This window comes from Citrobacter sp. Ct235, from assembly GCF_030332305.1.
Taxonomy (GTDB): Bacteria; Pseudomonadota; Gammaproteobacteria; order Enterobacterales; family Enterobacteriaceae; genus Citrobacter_A; species Citrobacter_A telavivensis.
Window position 1 is genome coordinate 101,238 of sequence record NZ_JAOWIC010000034.1, and the last position, 16,833, is coordinate 118,070.

Consider the following 16,833-nt stretch of genomic DNA (forward strand, 5'->3'; position numbering starts at 1 on the left):
AGTAGAGTGATACAGGAGTCCCAAATGGAAATGACCAACGCTCAACGTCTTATTTTGTCTAATCAATACAAAATGATGACTATGCTCGATCCGACTAACGCCGAGCGCTATCGTCGTCTGCAGACGATTATTGAACGCGGTTACGGTCTGCAAATGCGCGAACTGGATCGGGAATTTGGCGAGCTGAAAGAGGAAACCTGTCGTACGGTTATCGACATCATGGAGATGTATCATGCCCTGCACGTCTCATGGGCCAATCTGAAAGATGCGCAAAGTATTGATGAGCGTCGGGTGACTTTCCTGGGTTTTGATGCCGCAACGGAAGCGCGCTACCTCGGCTACGTTCGCTTTATGGTGAATGTGGAAGGCCGTTACACCCATTTTGATGCCGGCACACACGGTTTCAACGCCCAGACCCCTATGTGGGAAAAATATCAGCGGATGTTAAGCGCATGGCATGCCTGCCCGCGTCAGTACCATTTGAGCGCCAACGAAATCAACCAAATCATCAATGCCTGAGGAGGTGAACGTGCAGTGCAAAGGCTTTCTGTTTGACCTGGATGGAACTCTGGTTGACTCTTTACCCGCAGTGGAACGCGCATGGTGTAACTGGGCCGATCGTTTTGGGTTGACGCATGACGACGTATTGAGTTTTGTTCATGGCAAGCAGGCGATCACCTCTTTGCGTCACTTTATGGCGGGCAAACCTGAGGCGGAGATCGCCGCTGAATTTACGCGTCTGGAGCGAATTGAAGCGACAGAAACGGCGGGCATCACTGCGCTGCCCGGTGCGGTTGCACTGCTCAACCATCTGAACAAGGCCGGGATTCCGTGGGCGATTGTGACCTCCGGGTCAATGCCGGTTGCTCGTGCGCGTCATCAGGTGGCCAATCTGCCGGCACCGGAGGTTTTCGTGACCGCTGAGCGGGTCAAACGCGGTAAGCCTGAACCGGATGCCTACCTGTTGGGGGCGCAGTTGCTGGGGTTAGCGCCGCACGAATGCGTGGTGGTGGAAGATGCTCCTGCAGGTGTGCTCTCGGGATTGGCTGCAGGTTGCCATGTTATCGCGGTAAATGCCCCGGCGGACACGCCGCGTCTGGATGAGGTCGATTTCGCGCTGACCAGTCTGGAGCAGCTTTCGGTGACCAAACAACCGAACGGTGATGTGGTCGTATTAAGAAATACCTGATCATGATTTAGCCCCGATTTGTCGGGGCTTTTTTATGGCAGAATCACTCCATCTTCTCATCTGACAAGGATAGGTTGTGAACGGTGAATTGATCTGGGTTCTCTCGCTGTTGGCGATTGCCGTTATTTTGTTTGCGACGGGCAGAGTGCGTATGGACGCGGTAGCTCTGTTGGTCATCGTAGCCTTTGTTCTGAGCGGAACATTGAGTCTTACCGAAGCCTTCTCTGGCTTCAGCGACCCTAACGTGGTGTTGATTGCCGCGCTGTTTATCATCGGCGACGGACTGGTGCGTACCGGCGTGGCGACCGTCATGGGCACCTGGCTGGTGAAAATGGCGGGCAGTAGCGAAGTTAAGATGCTGGTCCTGCTGATGCTGACCGTTGCCGGACTGGGCGCGTTTATGAGTTCAACTGGCGTTGTCGCTATCTTTATCCCCGTGGTACTCAGCGTCTCGATGCGTATGCAAACCTCGCCATCGCGCCTGATGATGCCACTGAGTTTCGCAGGGCTTATCAGCGGCATGATGACGCTGGTGGCCACCCCGCCAAACCTGGTGGTTAACAGTGAATTGCTGCGTGAAGGCCATGCTGGTTTCAGTTTCTTCAGCGTTACACCTATCGGTCTGGTCGTGCTGGTGCTGGGCATTATCTATATGCTGCTGATGCGTTTTATGCTCAAAGGCGACAATCCGCAACAGCAACGGGATGGCTGGAAGCGTCGTACCTTCCGCGATTTGATCAAAGAATATCGCCTGACCGGGCGTGCGCGTCGACTGGCGATTCGTCCGGGGTCGCCGATGATCGGTCAGCGCCTTGACGATCTCAAACTGCGCGAGCGCTATGGCGCCAACGTGATCGGTGTTGAACGCTGGCGGCGTTTTCGGCGGGTGATTGTGAATGTGAACGGGGTTTCGGAGTTTCGCGCCCGCGACGTATTGTTGATTGATATGTCTGCCGCCGATGTCGATCTCCGTGAATTCTGTAGCGAGCAATTGCTGGAGCCGATGGTGCTGCGCGGGGAATATTTCTCTGATCAGGCGCTGGATGTGGGAATGGCGGAAATTTCGTTGATCCCGGAATCGGAGCTGATTGGCAAGTCGGTGCGGGAAATTGGTTTTCGTACCCGTTACGGGCTGAACGTGGTCGGTCTGAAACGCGACGGCGTGGCGATCGAGGGCTCGCTTGCCGATGAGCCGCTGCTGATGGGTGATATCATCCTGGTCGTCGGTAACTGGAAGCTGATCGGTATGCTGGCGAAGCAGGGGCGAGATTTTGTCGCGCTTAACCTGCCGGAAGAGGTGAGCGAGGCTTCACCTGCGCACAGCCAGGCCCCGCACGCTATTTTCTGTCTGGTTCTGATGGTCGCGCTGATGCTGACCGACGAAATTCCTAATACCGTTGCGGCAATTGTTGCCTGTCTGCTGATGGGGAAATTTCGCTGCATTGACGCCGAAAGCGCGTACAAAGCGATTCACTGGCCAAGTATCATTTTGATCGTCGGCATGATGCCTTTTGCGCTGGCGTTGCAAAAGACCGGCGGTGTGGATCTGGCGGTGAAAGGGTTGATGGACGTCGGCGGCGGCTATGGGCCGTACATGATGTTGGGTTGTTTGTTTGTGCTGTGTGCGACCATTGGCCTGTTTATCTCAAATACCGCGACGGCGGTATTAATGGCGCCGATTGCCCTGGCGGCGGCGAAATCGATGGGCGTTTCCCCTTATCCATTTGCGATGGTGATCGCGATGGCGGCGTCAGCGGCCTTTATGACGCCGGTTTCATCACCGGTCAACACGCTGGTGTTAGGGCCGGGGAATTACAGCTTTAGCGATTTTTTGAAGCTGGGCGTTCCGTTCACCCTCATCGTGATGGCGGTATGCGTGGTGATGATCCCAATGTTATTTCCGTTTTAATATTGTGCCGCATTGCCGGATGGTGCAAACGCACATCCGGCAAACGATTACAGCGGAGAATCCTGGCTAATTTCATCAAGAGAAAGGTGGAAGCTGGGGACAAAGACCTCCATGAAATAGTCCATCTCCGGGCTCCGGCGTGATTCCAGCGTTTTTTCCAGCCGCGTCTTCGCCAGCAGGAATTCATTATTTCCTGCCGACAACTCTTCCAGACACTTCAGATACGCACACAGCGCGTCGGCCTGTTTCACAATTGATTTTTCTTCTTCGCTATATGCATGCTCATCAATCAGCGGCGCAAAAATATCCCGCAATTCATCGGGCACCATATCGACCAGTTTCTGCTGAGCGATTTTCTCAATAGCCTTATATTCCTGGGCGATTTGCGAATTGAAATATTTCACCGGCGTGGGCAGATCGCCAGTCAGCACTTCTGACGCGTCGTGATACATCGCCAGTAACGCAATGCGCTCGGCATTAACCTGACCGGCAAATTTCCGGTTTTTGATTGCCGCCAGCGCATGGGCCACCATTGCGACCTGGAGGCTATGCTCAGAGACGTTTTCTGTGCGCACATTGCGCATTAAAGGCCAGCGGTTAATGAGTTTGAGGCGGGAGAGATGGGCAAAAAAATGACTCTGCTTCATAGTGACCTTTTCATGATAACAACCTGGAGGTCATTGTGCGCAGAGAAGGCCGCCGGATGCAAATACCGGCAGCCCGTTTCAGATTACAACTGCCGATATCCCGACAGGAAACGACTAAATTTGCTCAGCGACATTTCGATATCGTCAATGCGGGGCAGGGTGACGATACGCACATGGTCTGGCCACGGCCAGTTAAACGCCGTGCCCTGAACCAGCAGGACTTTTTCCTGTAACAAGAAATCGAGCACCATTTTCTGGTCGTCGTGAATATTGAAACGTTTGGCGTCAATTTTCGGGAACATATACAGTGCACCGCGCGGCTTCACGCAGGAGACGCCCGGAATATCGTTGATCAATTCCCAGGCGCGGTTGCGCTGCTCATACAGACGTCCACCGGGCATGATAAATTCACTGATGCTTTGGTAACCGCCCAGCGCCGTCTGAATCGCGTGCTGCGCCGGCACGTTGGCACAAAGACGCATCGATGCCAGCATCTCCAGCCCTTCGATATAACCTTTCGCATGCTTCTTCGGACCGTTGAGAACCATCCAGCCCTGACGGAATCCGGCCACGCGATAGGTTTTGGACAGGCCGTTAAACGTGATGGTCAGCAGGTCTGGCGCCATCGCGGCAATGGAATGGTGCTCGGCGTCGTCATACAGGATTTTATCGTAGATCTCATCGGCAAAGATGATGAGGTTATTCTGCCGCGCGATCTCGACTATCTCCATCAACAGTTCTTTGGAATAGACCGCACCGGTCGGGTTGTTTGGGTTAATAATGACTATCCCACGGGTACGCGGCGTGATTTTTGCGCGGATGTCGTCAAGGTCCGGGAACCAGTCGGACGACTCATCACACAGATAATGCACTGCATTCCCACCAGAGAGCGCGACGGCCGCCGTCCACAGCGGGTAATCCGGTGCGGGCACCAGCATTTCGTCCCCACTGTTCAGCAATGCCTGCATCGCCTGCACAATCAGTTCCGAAACGCCATTGCCGATATAGATATCTTCGACGGTGACGTCACGCATACCACGAGCCTGATAATGCTGCATGATGGCTTTACGTGCGGAATAGAGGCCTTTCGAATCGGAATAACCCTGCGCGGTAGGCAAATTACGAATGACGTCCACCAGAATCTCATCGGGGGCATCAAAGCCAAAGGGGGCGGGGTTACCAATGTTCAGTTTCAGGACTTTATTGCCTTCTTCTTCAAGGCGTTTCGCTTCCTTCAGAACAGGACCGCGGATGTCATAACAGACGTTATCTAATTTGCTGGATTTCTCAATGGGGGACATGAATCTTGACCTTTATGCTGTTATCACCACTTCCTGCCGTGGAAGTCAGTTTGAAACAATGTACTCCCACGGCGGGGCGTTTTGAAGGCTTTGCAGAAGAAGATTTTGCTGAATGGTTAAGCGCTACTGTGCTGTTATCGACTGGTTTTCAGCGGTTTTTCAGAGTCAAAAATAGTTTTTGTTGTATTTTTCAGCATGATATTTCAGAGTTTTTGCTTATGGGTGGCGTATTCTCTTGCCGGGAAAAGGTTCTGCGCTCGTGAAATTTCGGGGTGACTCTTACGTCATTTAATAATTCGTAAATACTGAAAGATTAACTGTCGGCTGTGTTATCGGGATGTACGGGAACCCTGATGGTGTAAATCTAATGTTAAGCAGGATTTATGAATGACCTTGGAACTCATTAATTATTATTTAATAATTAAAAAGGCTTTACGTAAGTCGGGAATAATAGCAGCCTGGTTTGAGAAACATAACAAAACTTTGCATCAGATTATTCGTATTAAGGCTTATAAATAAAAAGGTTTTAGGTTAAGATACGCATGAGGAAATGACATGTGGTCGCGTGATTTGTTAATATCCCGAATGGGGTTTTGCGGCTAACTTACTGCCATGTATGCTTATTTCTCGTTGATGTATGCTCAGTTCCATTCTTTACATTTACACTTTTACATCCAGACAATGGCAGAAATCTGCATACACTTTAATAGGTCAGCCCGTTCTTAACGAAATAACCTGAGTGATCGCGTAAGGTATTATTACGTAAGAAAGGGAGTAGCATTTCGCCAGTCTCATGATATACCTATTTACTTTCACCTGCTGTCAGCGGGTGACTCTGCTAAGGAAGCGCATTACAAAGGGAATTGCTTGATTTTGTATGCACAGCATTAACAAGCTCAGTATGAGCCGCCAGTAAGTGAAAAATTATGATAAATGCAAATCGTCCGATAATTAACCTCGACCTCGATCTGCTGAGAACATTTGTTGCTGTTGCCGATCTGAACACATTTGCAGCAGCGGCTGCAGCGGTGTGTCGTACTCAGTCTGCGGTGAGCCAACAGATGCAGCGCCTCGAGCAGCTCGTGGGAAAAGAACTCTTCGCTCGTCACGGTCGTAACAAACTGTTGACTGAACACGGCATTCAGCTTCTGGGTTACGCCAGAAAAATTTTACGTTTCAATGATGAGGCTTGCTCATCATTGATGTTCAGCAATCTTCAGGGAGTATTAACTATCGGGGCTTCTGATGAATCCGCCGATACGATACTGCCCTTTCTTCTGAATCGCATTAGTTCGGTTTATCCGAAACTTGCGCTGGATGTCAGGGTGAAGCGAAATGCCTTCATGCTCGACATGCTGAAATCGCAAGAGGTGGATCTGATCGTCACCACCAATCGTCCAGGATCGTTTGAAAGCCTGACGCTGCGTACCTCGCCGACGCACTGGTACTGTGCCGCAGAGTATGTGCTGCAAAAGGGCGAACCGGTTCCGCTGGTGTTATTGGACGATCCCAGCCCGTTCCGTGATGTGGTCCTTGCCACCCTGAATGCGGCGAATATCCCCTGGCGACTGGCTTATGTCGCGTCGACACTGCCGGCGGTACGCGCGGCGGTGAAGGCCGGTCTCGGCGTGACGGCGCGCCCGGTAGAAATGATGAGCCCGGACCTGCGCGTGCTGGGGGCAGTTGACGGATTACCCCCGTTGCCGGACACCGAATACCTGCTCTGCCGTGACCCGGCGTCGAAGAACGATCTGGCGCAGGTCATCTATCAGGCGATGGATACCTGGCAGAATCCGTGGCAGTACAGTCCGATTACCCCGGAAGGGGGAGATGATTCCGTGCTGGTCGAAGGAGACTATGAGTAACGGATCACAAAAAAGTCATTAAAAAATGTAAGTGTAAAAAAGAGCCACTGGTGATTAAAAAACATCCAGTGGTTCTTTTTTTGTACTAATATCCTTAACGGACGGGTGGGAAAAGGTAAAAATCCTCATAAATCAGCGAGTAGACGTTGCGATAAAAAAACGCGTAAAAAATAAGCAAAATTCGCAACTCAACGCTCTCATGTTAAAAAACGAGAGAAATTGTTGCTGTTTTTTGGGGTGGATTAACAAAAGCGTGTCACAGATCAAGAAAATACTCCTTTTTAGGGGAAGGCTTTTGGATCAATTCCTGTCAAAATAGGCGCGATTTTTCCTACTTACTTCACAACGGACACGATTCAACAACATCCCTTTTTAGCCTGTGAATCGATCAACACGGTGCTAAAACGCATTAAATGTTAAGGGTGTTGTTATCATGTAAATTAATGTGAGGAAACTTTTGTCAAAGTTGACAAAAGGTTATAGAAAGGAGTAAAAAACCCCATCAATTGGCTGTCTAAAACTTTTTTTGCAGCGATTGTAAGGTTTTTTTTATTCCTCCCCATGAATCGATGTGGCGTTCATCTGCCGAAAAGAGCAGAGAATTTGGCGCTACTTTTGATGAGTAAGCAATGAGTATGTCAACATCCACTGAAGTCATCGCTCATCACTGGGCATTCGCTATCTTTCTTATTGTTGCCATTGGCCTGTGCTGCCTGATGCTTATCGGCGGTTGGTTTTTAGGCGGTCGCGCACGCGCGAGGTCAAAAAACACCCCGTTTGAATCAGGTATCGACTCGGTCGGCACCGCCCGCTTACGCCTGTCTGCCAAGTTTTATCTGGTAGCCATGTTCTTCGTTATCTTCGACGTTGAAGCGCTGTATCTGTTCGCATGGTCGACCTCTATCCGTGAAAGCGGCTGGGTTGGCTTTGTGGAAGCTGCAATTTTTATTTTTGTGTTACTGGCAGGTCTGGTTTATCTGGTGCGTATTGGCGCGCTGGACTGGACGCCCGCGCGTTCACGCCGCGAGCGTATGAACCCGGAAACGAACAGTATCGCTAATCGTCAACGCTAACCGCGAGGCATTAAGATGGATTATACGCTCACCCGCATAGATCCTAACGGTGAGAACGACCGTTACCCCCTGCAAAAGCAGGAGATCGTAACCGACCCCCTGGAACAGGAAGTTAACAAAAACGTGTTCATGGGCAAACTACATGACATGGTTAACTGGGGTCGCAAAAACTCAATCTGGCCTTATAACTTCGGCCTTTCCTGCTGCTACGTTGAGATGGTGACCTCGTTCACCGCCGTGCATGACGTGGCGCGCTTTGGTGCGGAAGTTCTGCGTGCTTCACCGCGTCAGGCCGACCTGATGGTGGTGGCGGGGACCTGCTTTACCAAAATGGCGCCGGTCATTCAGCGTCTCTACGACCAGATGCTGGAGCCGAAATGGGTGATTTCCATGGGCGCGTGTGCCAACTCCGGCGGTATGTACGATATTTATTCGGTAGTGCAGGGCGTTGATAAGTTTATCCCTGTGGATGTTTACATCCCGGGTTGCCCGCCGCGTCCGGAAGCGTACATGCAGGCGTTAATGCTGTTGCAGGATTCCATTGGCAAAGAACGTCGTCCGCTCTCCTGGGTGGTTGGCGATCAGGGCGTTTATCGCGCCAACATGCAGTCAGAGCGCGAGCGTAAACGCGGCGAACGCATTGCAGTAACGAATCTGCGTACACCAGACGAGATTTAATTTGCGCCTGTCGGCAGCAGCATTTTCTTCGCCCATCACTACATAAATTCAGCGAAGCTCTGTCGACAGTCACCACGGACCATTTGCAATGGTGAACAATATGACCGACTTAACCGCGCAAGATGCCGTATGGCAAACCCGGGATCACCTTGATGACCCGGTCATCGGCGAACTGCGCAACCGTTTTGGGCCGGATGCCTTTACCGTTCAGGCGACTCGCACCGGGGTACCTGTTGTTTGGGTCAAGCGTGAACAATTACTGGAAGTGGGCGATTTCTTAAAGAGATTGCCGAAACCTTACGTCATGCTGTTTGACTTACACGGCATGGACGAACGTCTGCGCACACACCGCGAAGGGTTACCCGCCGCGGATTTTTCCGTTTTCTACCACCTGATTTCCATTGAGCGCAATCGCGATATCATGCTCAAGGTGGCATTGTCAGAAAACGATCTGCGCGTGCCGACCTTCACCAAACTGTTCCCGAACGCCAACTGGTATGAGCGTGAAACCTGGGAAATGTTTGGCATTGATATTGAAGGTCACCCGCACCTGACGCGCCTGCTGATGCCACATACCTGGCAGGGCCACCCGCTACGTAAAGACTACCCGGCGCGTGCCACCGAATTCGATCCGTTTGAGCTGACTAAAGCGAAACAGGATCTGGAAATGGAAGCGCTGACTTTCAAACCGGAAGACTGGGGTATGCAGCGCGGAACCGAAAACGAGGACTTCATGTTCCTCAACCTCGGCCCGAACCACCCGTCCTCACACGGTGCATTCCGTATTGTGCTTCAGCTTGATGGCGAAGAAATTGTCGACTGCGTGCCTGACATCGGCTACCACCACCGTGGTGCTGAAAAGATGGGTGAACGTCAGTCCTGGCACAGCTATATTCCGTATACCGACCGTATCGAATACCTCGGCGGCTGCGTTAACGAGATGCCGTACGTGCTGGCAGTGGAAAAGCTGGCGGGCATTACCGTACCGGAACGCGTTAACGTTATCCGGGTGATGCTCTCCGAACTGTTCCGCATTAACAGTCACCTGCTGTATATCTCGACGTTTATTCAGGACGTCGGCGCCATGACGCCGGTCTTCTTTGCCTTTACCGATCGCCAGAAAATCTACGACATCGTGGAAGCGGTCACCGGCTACCGTATGCACCCGGCCTGGTTCCGTATCGGCGGCGTGGCGCATGACCTGCCGCGCGGTTGGGACAAACTGCTGCGTGAGTTCCTCGACTGGATGCCGAAGCGTCTGGCTTCTTACGAGAAAGCCGCACTGCAAAACACCATTCTGAAAGGGCGTTCGCAGGGCGTTGCCGCTTACGGTAAGAAAGAAGCGCTGGACTGGGGCTGCACCGGCGCGGCGCTGCGTGCGACCGGTATTGATTTCGACGTGCGTAAAGCGCGCCCTTACTCTGGCTATGAAAACTTTGACTTTGAAGTGCCGGTTGGCGGCGGGGTTTCCGACTGCTACACCCGCGTAATGCTGAAAGTTGAAGAGTTGCGTCAGAGTCTGCGCATCCTTGAGCAGTGCCTCAACAACATGCCGGAAGGCCCGTTCAAAGCGGATCACCCGCTGACGACGCCGCCGCCGAAAGAGCGCACGCTGCAACATATCGAAACCCTGATCACCCACTTCCTGCAAGTGTCGTGGGGCCCGGTCATGCCGGCGAACGAGTCCTTCCAGATGGTGGAAGCGACCAAGGGTATCAACAGTTACTACCTGACCAGTGATGGCAGCACCATGAGTTATCGTACCCGTATTCGTACCCCGAGCTATGCGCATCTGCAGCAGATCCCGGTGGCAGTACGTGGCAGCCTGGTGTCCGACCTGATCGTCCATCTGGGTAGTATCGATTTTGTTATGTCAGATGTGGACCGCTAATTATGCACGAGAATCAACAACCACAAACCGAGGCTTTTGAGCTGAGTGCGGCAGAGCGTGAAGCCATTGAGCACGAGAAGCACCACTACGAAGACCCGCGTGCGGCGTCCATTGAAGCGCTGAAGATCGTTCAGAAGCAGCGCGGCTGGGTGCCGGACGGTGCTATCCACGCGATCGCCGATGTGCTGGGGATCCCGGCCAGCGATGTCGAAGGTGTTGCGACGTTCTACAGCCAAATCTTCCGCCAGCCGGTGGGGCGCCATGTGATCCGCTATTGCGATAGCGTGGTATGCCATATCAACGGTTACCAGGGGATTCAGGCTGCGCTGGAGAAAAAGCTCAACATCAAGCCGGGGCAGACGACCTTCGACGGTCGCTTTACGCTGCTGCCGACCTGCTGCCTGGGGAACTGCGATAAAGGGCCGAACATGATGATCGATGAGGATACTCACGCTCACCTGACCCCGGAAGGCATTCCTGAACTGCTGGAGCGGTATAAATGAAAGACATTATCCGTACTCCCGAAACGCATCCGCTGACCTGGCGGCTGCGTGATGACAAACAGCCCGTCTGGCTGGACGAATACCGTAGCAAGAACGGCTACGAAGGTGCGCGTAAGGCGCTGACTGGTCTGTCGCCGGACGAGATTGTCAACCAGGTAAAAGACGCTGGCCTGAAAGGGCGCGGCGGCGCGGGCTTTTCCACGGGGCTTAAGTGGAGCCTGATGCCAAAAGACGAATCCATGAACATCCGTTACCTGCTGTGTAACGCCGATGAAATGGAGCCGGGCACCTATAAAGACCGTTTGCTGATGGAACAACTGCCGCACCTGTTGGTAGAAGGCATGTTGATCTCCGCGTTTGCGCTGAAAGCGTACCGGGGTTACATCTTCCTGCGCGGTGAATACATTGAAGCCGCCGTGAATCTGCGCCGTGCGATTGCGGAAGCGACCGAAGCCGGTCTGCTTGGCAAAAACATTATGGGCACCGGTTTTGACTTCGAACTGTTTGTCCATACCGGGGCAGGGCGTTACATCTGCGGCGAAGAGACCGCGCTTATCAACTCCCTCGAAGGCCGTCGCGCTAACCCGCGCTCGAAGCCGCCGTTCCCGGCAACCTCCGGCGCATGGGGTAAACCGACCTGCGTCAACAACGTGGAAACGCTGTGTAACGTTCCGGCGATCCTCGATAACGGCGTGGAGTGGTATCAGAACATTTCGAAGAGCAAAGATGCCGGTACCAAGCTGATGGGCTTCTCTGGTCGCGTGAAGAATCCGGGACTGTGGGAACTGCCGTTCGGCACCACAGCGCGTGAGATCCTCGAAGATTACGCGGGCGGCATGCGCGATGGACTGAAGTTCAAAGCCTGGCAGCCCGGCGGCGCGGGGACTGATTTCCTGACGGAAGCGCACCTCGATTTGCCAATGGAATTTGAGAGCATTGGTAAGGCCGGAAGCCGTCTGGGTACGGCGCTGGCGATGGCGGTTGACCACGAGATTGGCATGGTGGGGCTGGTGCGAAACCTGGAAGAATTCTTCGCCCGTGAATCATGCGGCTGGTGTACGCCATGTCGTGACGGCCTGCCGTGGAGCGTAAAAATTCTGCGTGCGCTGGAGCGTGGTGAAGGTCAACCGGGGGATATTGAGACGCTTGAGCAACTGTGTCGTTTCCTCGGTCCGGGTAAAACCTTCTGTGCACACGCACCGGGTGCGGTTGAGCCGCTACAGAGCGCCATTAAATATTTCCGCGAAGAATTCGAAGCTGGCATCAAGCAGTCGTTCAGTAATACCCATGCGATTGGTGGTATTCAGCCGAACCTGCTGAAAGAGCGCTGGTAAACGTTTTACGCGAAAGCATTCAAGCTACGTCAAGGCGGCGACTGAGAGAATCCCCTGAGCTTACTGATGTAAGTGACTGGGGTGAACGAAGGAAGCCAACGCCAAGGTAGCTTGAAGGATAAAGCGGAAAAGAATTTCGATTAACGCTCAGTCTCTGACTGAGCCAACTGGAAGCATGCTGACTATGGCTACGATTCATGTAGACGGCAAAGAATATGAGGTCAACGGAGCGGACAACCTGCTGGAAGCTTGTCTGTCTCTCGGCCTTGATATTCCGTACTTTTGCTGGCATCCGGCGCTGGGAAGCGTTGGTGCTTGCCGCCAGTGTGCGGTGAAGCAATACCAAAACGCGGAAGACACGCGTGGTCGCCTGGTGATGTCTTGTATGACACCGGCCACCGAAGGCACGTTTATTTCGATTGACGACGAAGAAGCGAAACAGTTCCGCGAAAGCGTGGTGGAGTGGTTAATGACCAACCACCCGCACGATTGTCCGGTCTGTGAAGAGGGCGGTAACTGTCATCTTCAGGATATGACCGTGATGACCGGCCACAGTTTCCGTCGTTATCGTTTCACCAAGCGTACTCACCGCAATCAGGACCTCGGACCGTTCATCTCTCACGAAATGAACCGCTGTATCGCCTGCTATCGCTGTGTGCGTTACTACAAAGATTATGCAGACGGCACCGATCTTGGCGTGTATGGCGCGCACGATAACGTCTACTTTGGTCGCCCGGAAGATGGCACGCTGGAAAGCGAGTTCTCCGGCAACCTGGTAGAAATCTGCCCGACCGGCGTCTTCACTGATAAAACGCACTCCGAGCGTTATAACCGTAAATGGGACATGCAGTTTGCACCGAGCATCTGCCAGCAGTGTTCCATCGGCTGTAACACCAGCCCGGGCGAGCGCTACGGCGAACTGCGTCGTATCGAAAACCGCTACAACGGGACCGTTAACCATTACTTCCTCTGCGACCGCGGTCGTTTTGGCTATGGTTACGTGAACCTGAAAGACCGTCCGCGTCAGCCGGTACAGCGTCGTGGCGATGACCTGATCACCCTCAACGCCGAGCAGGCGATGCAGGGCGCGGCAGACATTCTGCGTCAGTCGAAGAAAGTGATTGGCATCGGTTCTCCGCGCGCCAGCGTCGAGAGCAACTTCGCGCTGCGTGAACTGGTTGGAGCGGAAAACTTCTACACCGGGATTGCACATTCCGAGCAGGAACGTCTGCAACTGGCACTGAAAGTGCTGCGTGAGGGCGGAGTGCATACTCCTGCGCTGCGTGATATCGAATCTTACGATGCGGTGCTGGTGCTGGGCGAAGACATCACTCAGACCGGAGCTCGCGTTGCGCTGGCCGTGCGTCAGGCGGTAAAAGGCAAAGCACGCGAAATGGCGGCAGCCCAGAAAGTGGCTGACTGGCAGATTGCGGCGATCCTCAACATCGGCCAACGTGCGAAGCATCCGCTGTTCGTGACCAACGTGGACAACACGCGTCTGGATGATATTGCGGCCTGGACCTACCGTGCGCCGGTTGAAGATCAGGCGCGCTTAGGTTTCGCTATCGCCCACGCGCTGGACAACACGGCACCAGCCGTTGACGGCATCAGCAGCGATTTGCAAAACAAAATCGACGTGATCGTTCAGGCGCTGGCCGGGGCGAAAAAACCGCTGATTATTTCCGGCACCAACGCCGGTAGCACTGAAGTGATTCAGGCGGCTGCCAACGTGGCGAAAGCGCTGAAAGGTCGCGGGGCTGACGTCGGCATCACGATGATTGCCCGTTCTGTTAACAGTATGGGCCTGGGCATTATGGGCGGCGGTTCACTTGATGATGCGTTGACTGAACTGGAAACCGGTCGTGCAGACGCGGTGGTGGTGCTGGAAAACGATCTGCATCGTCACGCGTCGGCAACGCGCGTGAATGCCGCGCTGGCAAAAGCGCCGCTGGTAATGGTGGTTGACCATCAGCGCACCGCGATCATGGAAAACGCCCACCTGGTGCTTTCTGCGGCAAGCTTTGCCGAAAGCGACGGTACGGTCATCAACAACGAAGGGCGCGCTCAGCGTTTCTTCCAGGTTTACGATCCGGCGTACTACGACGCCAACACCATTATGCTGGAAAGCTGGCGCTGGCTGCATTCGCTGCACAGCACCGTGCAGAGCCGCGAAGTGGACTGGACGCAGCTTGACCACGTTATCGACGCTGTAGTTGCCGCGATACCTGAACTGGCCGGCATTAAAGACGCTGCGCCGGATGCCACTTTCCGCATTCGTGGACAGAAACTGGCGCGTGAGCCGCACCGTTACAGCGGTCGTACGGCGATGCGCGCGAACATCAGCGTTCACGAACCGCGTCAGCCGCAGGACAAAGACACGATGTTTGCCTTCTCCATGGAAGGGAACAACCAGCCGTCCGCGCCGCGTTCACAGATTCCATTTGCCTGGGCTCCGGGCTGGAACTCCCCGCAGGCGTGGAACAAGTTCCAGGATGAAGTGGGCGGTAAGCTGCGTCATGGCGATCCGGGTGTGCGTCTGATTGAAGCGTCAGAAGGCGGTCTGGATTACTTCACGACCGTTCCGGCGAGCTTCCAGGCGCAGGACGGACAGTGGCGTATCGCGCCGTACTACCATCTGTTTGGTAGCGACGAATTGTCTCAGCGCGCGCCGGTCTTCCAGAGCCGCATGCCGCAACCGTACATCAAACTCAACCCGGCCGATGCCGCGAAGTTGGGTGTGAATGCCGGTACCCGCGTCTCCTTTAGCTACGATGGCAATACGGTCACGCTGCCGGTTGAAATCGCTGAAGGGTTGACGGCAGGGCAGGTCGGTTTGCCGATGGGCATGCCGGGCATTGCCCCTGTTCTGGCGGGCGCACGTCTTGAGGATCTGCAGGAGGCACAACAATGAGTTGGATTACACCGGATCTGATTGAGATCCTGCTGACCATCCTCAAAGCGGTGGTGATCCTGCTGGTGGTGGTCACCTGCGGGGCATTCATGAGCTTTGGCGAACGTCGTCTGCTGGGGCTGTTCCAGAACCGTTACGGACCGAACCGTGTAGGCTGGGGCGGTTCGCTCCAGTTGGTCGCGGACATGATCAAGATGTTCTTTAAAGAAGACTGGATCCCGAAATTCTCGGATCGCGTCATCTTTACGCTTGCGCCAATGATTGCCTTTACTTCGCTGCTGTTGGCGTTTGCCATCGTGCCGGTGAGTCCGGGTTGGGTGGTTGCGGATCTGAACATCGGGATCCTGTTCTTCCTGATGATGGCGGGTCTGGCGGTGTATGCGGTGCTGTTCGCCGGTTGGTCGAGCAACAACAAATACTCGCTGTTGGGTGCAATGCGTGCGTCTGCGCAGACGCTCAGCTACGAAGTGTTCCTCGGACTTTCCCTGATGGGCGTGGTGGCGCAGGCCGGTTCATTTAACATGACCGACATCGTCAACAATCAGGCCGATATCTGGAACGTTATTCCGCAGTTCTTTGGTTTTGTCACCTTCGCTATCGCAGGCGTGGCGGTGTGTCACCGTCACCCGTTTGACCAGCCGGAAGCCGAGCAGGAACTGGCCGATGGTTATCACATTGAATACTCCGGGATGAAGTTCGGTCTGTTCTTTGTGGGGGAGTACATCGGTATCGTCACCATTTCTGCGCTGATGGTTACCTTGTTCTTCGGTGGCTGGCATGGCCCGTTATTACCGCCATTCATCTGGTTCGCGCTGAAAACCGCGTTCTTCATGATGATGTTCATTTTGATTCGTGCGTCGTTACCGCGTCCTCGTTATGACCAGGTAATGTCCTTCGGCTGGAAGATCTGCCTGCCGCTGACGCTCATCAACTTGCTGGTAACGGCGGCTGTCATTCTCTGGCAGGCGCAATAAGGGACACAAAGACCATGACCTTAAAAGAATTGTTAGTAGGTTTCGGCACCCAGGTACGCAGTATCTGGATGATCGGCCTGCACGCGTTCGCGAAACGCGAAACGCAGATGTACCCGGAAGAGCCGGTCTATCTACCGCCCCGTTTTCGTGGTCGTATCGTTCTGACGCGTGACCCGGACGGCGAGGAGCGCTGCGTTGCCTGTAACCTGTGTGCGGTAGCGTGTCCGGTAGGCTGTATTTCTCTGCAAAAAGCGGAGACCAAAGACGGTCGCTGGTATCCGGAGTTTTTCCGCATCAACTTCTCACGCTGCATTTTCTGCGGTCTGTGCGAAGAAGCCTGTCCGACAACCGCGATTCAGCTTACGCCAGATTTCGAATTGGGTGAGTACAAGCGCCAGGATCTGGTTTACGAGAAAGAGGATCTGCTGATCTCCGGTCCGGGTAAATATCCGGAATATAACTTCTACCGGATGGCAGGTATGGCAATCGACGGCAAAGATAAGGGCGAAGCAGAGAACGAAGCTAAGCCTATCGACGTCAAGAGCCTGTTACCGTAAG

General features: G+C 53.8%; 16 protein-coding genes. 14 read left to right on the top strand and 2 right to left on the bottom strand.

Going from position 1 to position 16,833, the window contains the following annotated elements:
- Positions 1-24 precede the first annotated feature (24 nt).
- From OGY35_RS02445 to OGY35_RS02455, 3 genes are all read left to right on the top strand, one after another.
- Positions 25-519: a YfbU family protein gene (locus tag OGY35_RS02445; protein ID WP_042290698.1), complete on the top strand. Its 495-nt coding sequence runs from the start codon at positions 25-27 to the stop codon at positions 517-519.
- Complete coding sequence (locus OGY35_RS02450; protein ID WP_152403361.1) at positions 512-1,189, top strand: sugar phosphatase; 678 nt, start codon at positions 512-514, stop codon at positions 1,187-1,189. Before OGY35_RS02445 ends, OGY35_RS02450 begins: the two co-directional genes overlap by 8 nt.
- 76 nt (positions 1,190-1,265) lie before the next feature.
- A complete protein-coding gene (locus OGY35_RS02455; RefSeq protein WP_152403363.1) occupies positions 1,266-3,098 on the top strand; it encodes an SLC13 family permease in 1,833 nt (610 codons plus the stop codon).
- A 47-nt stretch (positions 3,099-3,145) separates the two neighbouring features.
- Here OGY35_RS02455 and yfbR read toward each other — a convergent pair whose 3' ends face one another.
- Both yfbR and alaA read right to left on the bottom strand, forming a co-directional pair.
- Positions 3,146-3,745, bottom strand: coding sequence for a 5'-deoxynucleotidase (yfbR, locus tag OGY35_RS02460; RefSeq protein ID WP_042317802.1), 600 nt, complete (start codon positions 3,743-3,745; stop codon positions 3,146-3,148).
- Positions 3,746-3,828: 83 nt separating this feature from the next.
- A complete protein-coding gene (gene alaA / locus OGY35_RS02465; protein WP_152403365.1) occupies positions 3,829-5,046 on the bottom strand; it encodes an alanine transaminase AlaA in 1,218 nt (405 codons plus the stop codon).
- Positions 5,047-5,060: 14 nt separating this feature from the next.
- Here alaA and OGY35_RS02470 point away from each other — a divergent pair, with 14 nt between their 5' ends.
- From OGY35_RS02470 to nuoI, 11 genes are all read left to right on the top strand, one after another.
- Positions 5,061-5,309, top strand: coding sequence for a hypothetical protein (locus OGY35_RS02470; RefSeq protein WP_286631326.1), 249 nt, complete (start codon positions 5,061-5,063; stop codon positions 5,307-5,309).
- Between the two features lie 124 nt (positions 5,310-5,433).
- Complete coding sequence (locus OGY35_RS02475; protein ID WP_286631327.1) at positions 5,434-5,565, top strand: hypothetical protein; 132 nt, start codon at positions 5,434-5,436, stop codon at positions 5,563-5,565.
- A gap of 407 nt (positions 5,566-5,972) precedes the next feature.
- On the top strand, positions 5,973-6,911 hold the full coding sequence (gene lrhA / locus OGY35_RS02480; protein WP_042317805.1) for a transcriptional regulator LrhA: 939 nt from the start codon (positions 5,973-5,975) through the stop codon (positions 6,909-6,911).
- 629 nt (positions 6,912-7,540) lie between these two features.
- Positions 7,541-7,984, top strand: coding sequence for an NADH-quinone oxidoreductase subunit NuoA (gene nuoA, locus OGY35_RS02485; protein ID WP_042317806.1), 444 nt, complete (start codon positions 7,541-7,543; stop codon positions 7,982-7,984).
- A 15-nt stretch (positions 7,985-7,999) separates the two neighbouring features.
- Positions 8,000-8,662 (top strand): NADH-quinone oxidoreductase subunit NuoB, encoded by a 663-nt coding sequence (gene nuoB, locus OGY35_RS02490; RefSeq protein ID WP_003028075.1) that lies wholly within the window; start codon positions 8,000-8,002, stop codon positions 8,660-8,662.
- 88 nt (positions 8,663-8,750) lie between these two features.
- Entirely contained in the window at positions 8,751-10,553 is a 1,803-nt protein-coding gene (nuoC, locus tag OGY35_RS02495; protein WP_286631328.1) for an NADH-quinone oxidoreductase subunit C/D, read from the top strand.
- A gap of 2 nt (positions 10,554-10,555) precedes the next feature.
- On the top strand, positions 10,556-11,056 hold the full coding sequence (nuoE, locus tag OGY35_RS02500) for an NADH-quinone oxidoreductase subunit NuoE (RefSeq protein WP_042317807.1): 501 nt from the start codon (positions 10,556-10,558) through the stop codon (positions 11,054-11,056).
- Positions 11,053-12,390, top strand: coding sequence for an NADH-quinone oxidoreductase subunit NuoF (gene nuoF / locus OGY35_RS02505; RefSeq protein WP_152403369.1), 1,338 nt, complete (start codon positions 11,053-11,055; stop codon positions 12,388-12,390). The genes nuoE and nuoF overlap by 4 nt, the downstream gene beginning before the upstream one ends.
- 184 nt (positions 12,391-12,574) lie before the next feature.
- Positions 12,575-15,301, top strand: a complete 2,727-nt coding sequence (gene nuoG, locus OGY35_RS02510) for an NADH-quinone oxidoreductase subunit NuoG (RefSeq protein WP_286631329.1) — start codon at positions 12,575-12,577, stop codon at positions 15,299-15,301.
- Positions 15,298-16,275 (top strand): NADH-quinone oxidoreductase subunit NuoH, encoded by a 978-nt coding sequence (gene nuoH / locus OGY35_RS02515; protein WP_152403373.1) that lies wholly within the window; start codon positions 15,298-15,300, stop codon positions 16,273-16,275. Before nuoG ends, nuoH begins: the two co-directional genes overlap by 4 nt.
- Positions 16,276-16,289: 14 nt before the next feature.
- Positions 16,290-16,832, top strand: a complete 543-nt coding sequence (nuoI, locus tag OGY35_RS02520; RefSeq protein WP_005129470.1) for an NADH-quinone oxidoreductase subunit NuoI — start codon at positions 16,290-16,292, stop codon at positions 16,830-16,832.
- Position 16,833: the final 1 nt, after the last annotated feature.

Coding starts and splice junctions, on each gene's coding strand:
- OGY35_RS02445 (WP_042290698.1), top strand. CDS start 25: ATGGAAATGACCAACGCTCAACGTCTTATTTTGTCTAATCAATACAAA.
- OGY35_RS02450 (WP_152403361.1), top strand. CDS start 512: ATGCCTGAGGAGGTGAACGTGCAGTGCAAAGGCTTTCTGTTTGACCTG.
- yfbR (WP_042317802.1), bottom strand. CDS start 3,745: ATGAAGCAGAGTCATTTTTTTGCCCATCTCTCCCGCCTCAAACTCATT.
- alaA (WP_152403365.1), bottom strand. CDS start 5,046: ATGTCCCCCATTGAGAAATCCAGCAAATTAGATAACGTCTGTTATGAC.
- OGY35_RS02470 (WP_286631326.1), top strand. CDS start 5,061: ATGCTGTTATCACCACTTCCTGCCGTGGAAGTCAGTTTGAAACAATGT.
- OGY35_RS02475 (WP_286631327.1), top strand. CDS start 5,434: ATGACCTTGGAACTCATTAATTATTATTTAATAATTAAAAAGGCTTTA.
- lrhA (WP_042317805.1), top strand. CDS start 5,973: ATGATAAATGCAAATCGTCCGATAATTAACCTCGACCTCGATCTGCTG.
- nuoA (WP_042317806.1), top strand. CDS start 7,541: ATGAGTATGTCAACATCCACTGAAGTCATCGCTCATCACTGGGCATTC.
- nuoB (WP_003028075.1), top strand. CDS start 8,000: ATGGATTATACGCTCACCCGCATAGATCCTAACGGTGAGAACGACCGT.
- nuoC (WP_286631328.1), top strand. CDS start 8,751: ATGGTGAACAATATGACCGACTTAACCGCGCAAGATGCCGTATGGCAA.
- nuoE (WP_042317807.1), top strand. CDS start 10,556: ATGCACGAGAATCAACAACCACAAACCGAGGCTTTTGAGCTGAGTGCG.
- nuoF (WP_152403369.1), top strand. CDS start 11,053: ATGAAAGACATTATCCGTACTCCCGAAACGCATCCGCTGACCTGGCGG.
- nuoG (WP_286631329.1), top strand. CDS start 12,575: ATGGCTACGATTCATGTAGACGGCAAAGAATATGAGGTCAACGGAGCG.
- nuoH (WP_152403373.1), top strand. CDS start 15,298: ATGAGTTGGATTACACCGGATCTGATTGAGATCCTGCTGACCATCCTC.
- nuoI (WP_005129470.1), top strand. CDS start 16,290: ATGACCTTAAAAGAATTGTTAGTAGGTTTCGGCACCCAGGTACGCAGT.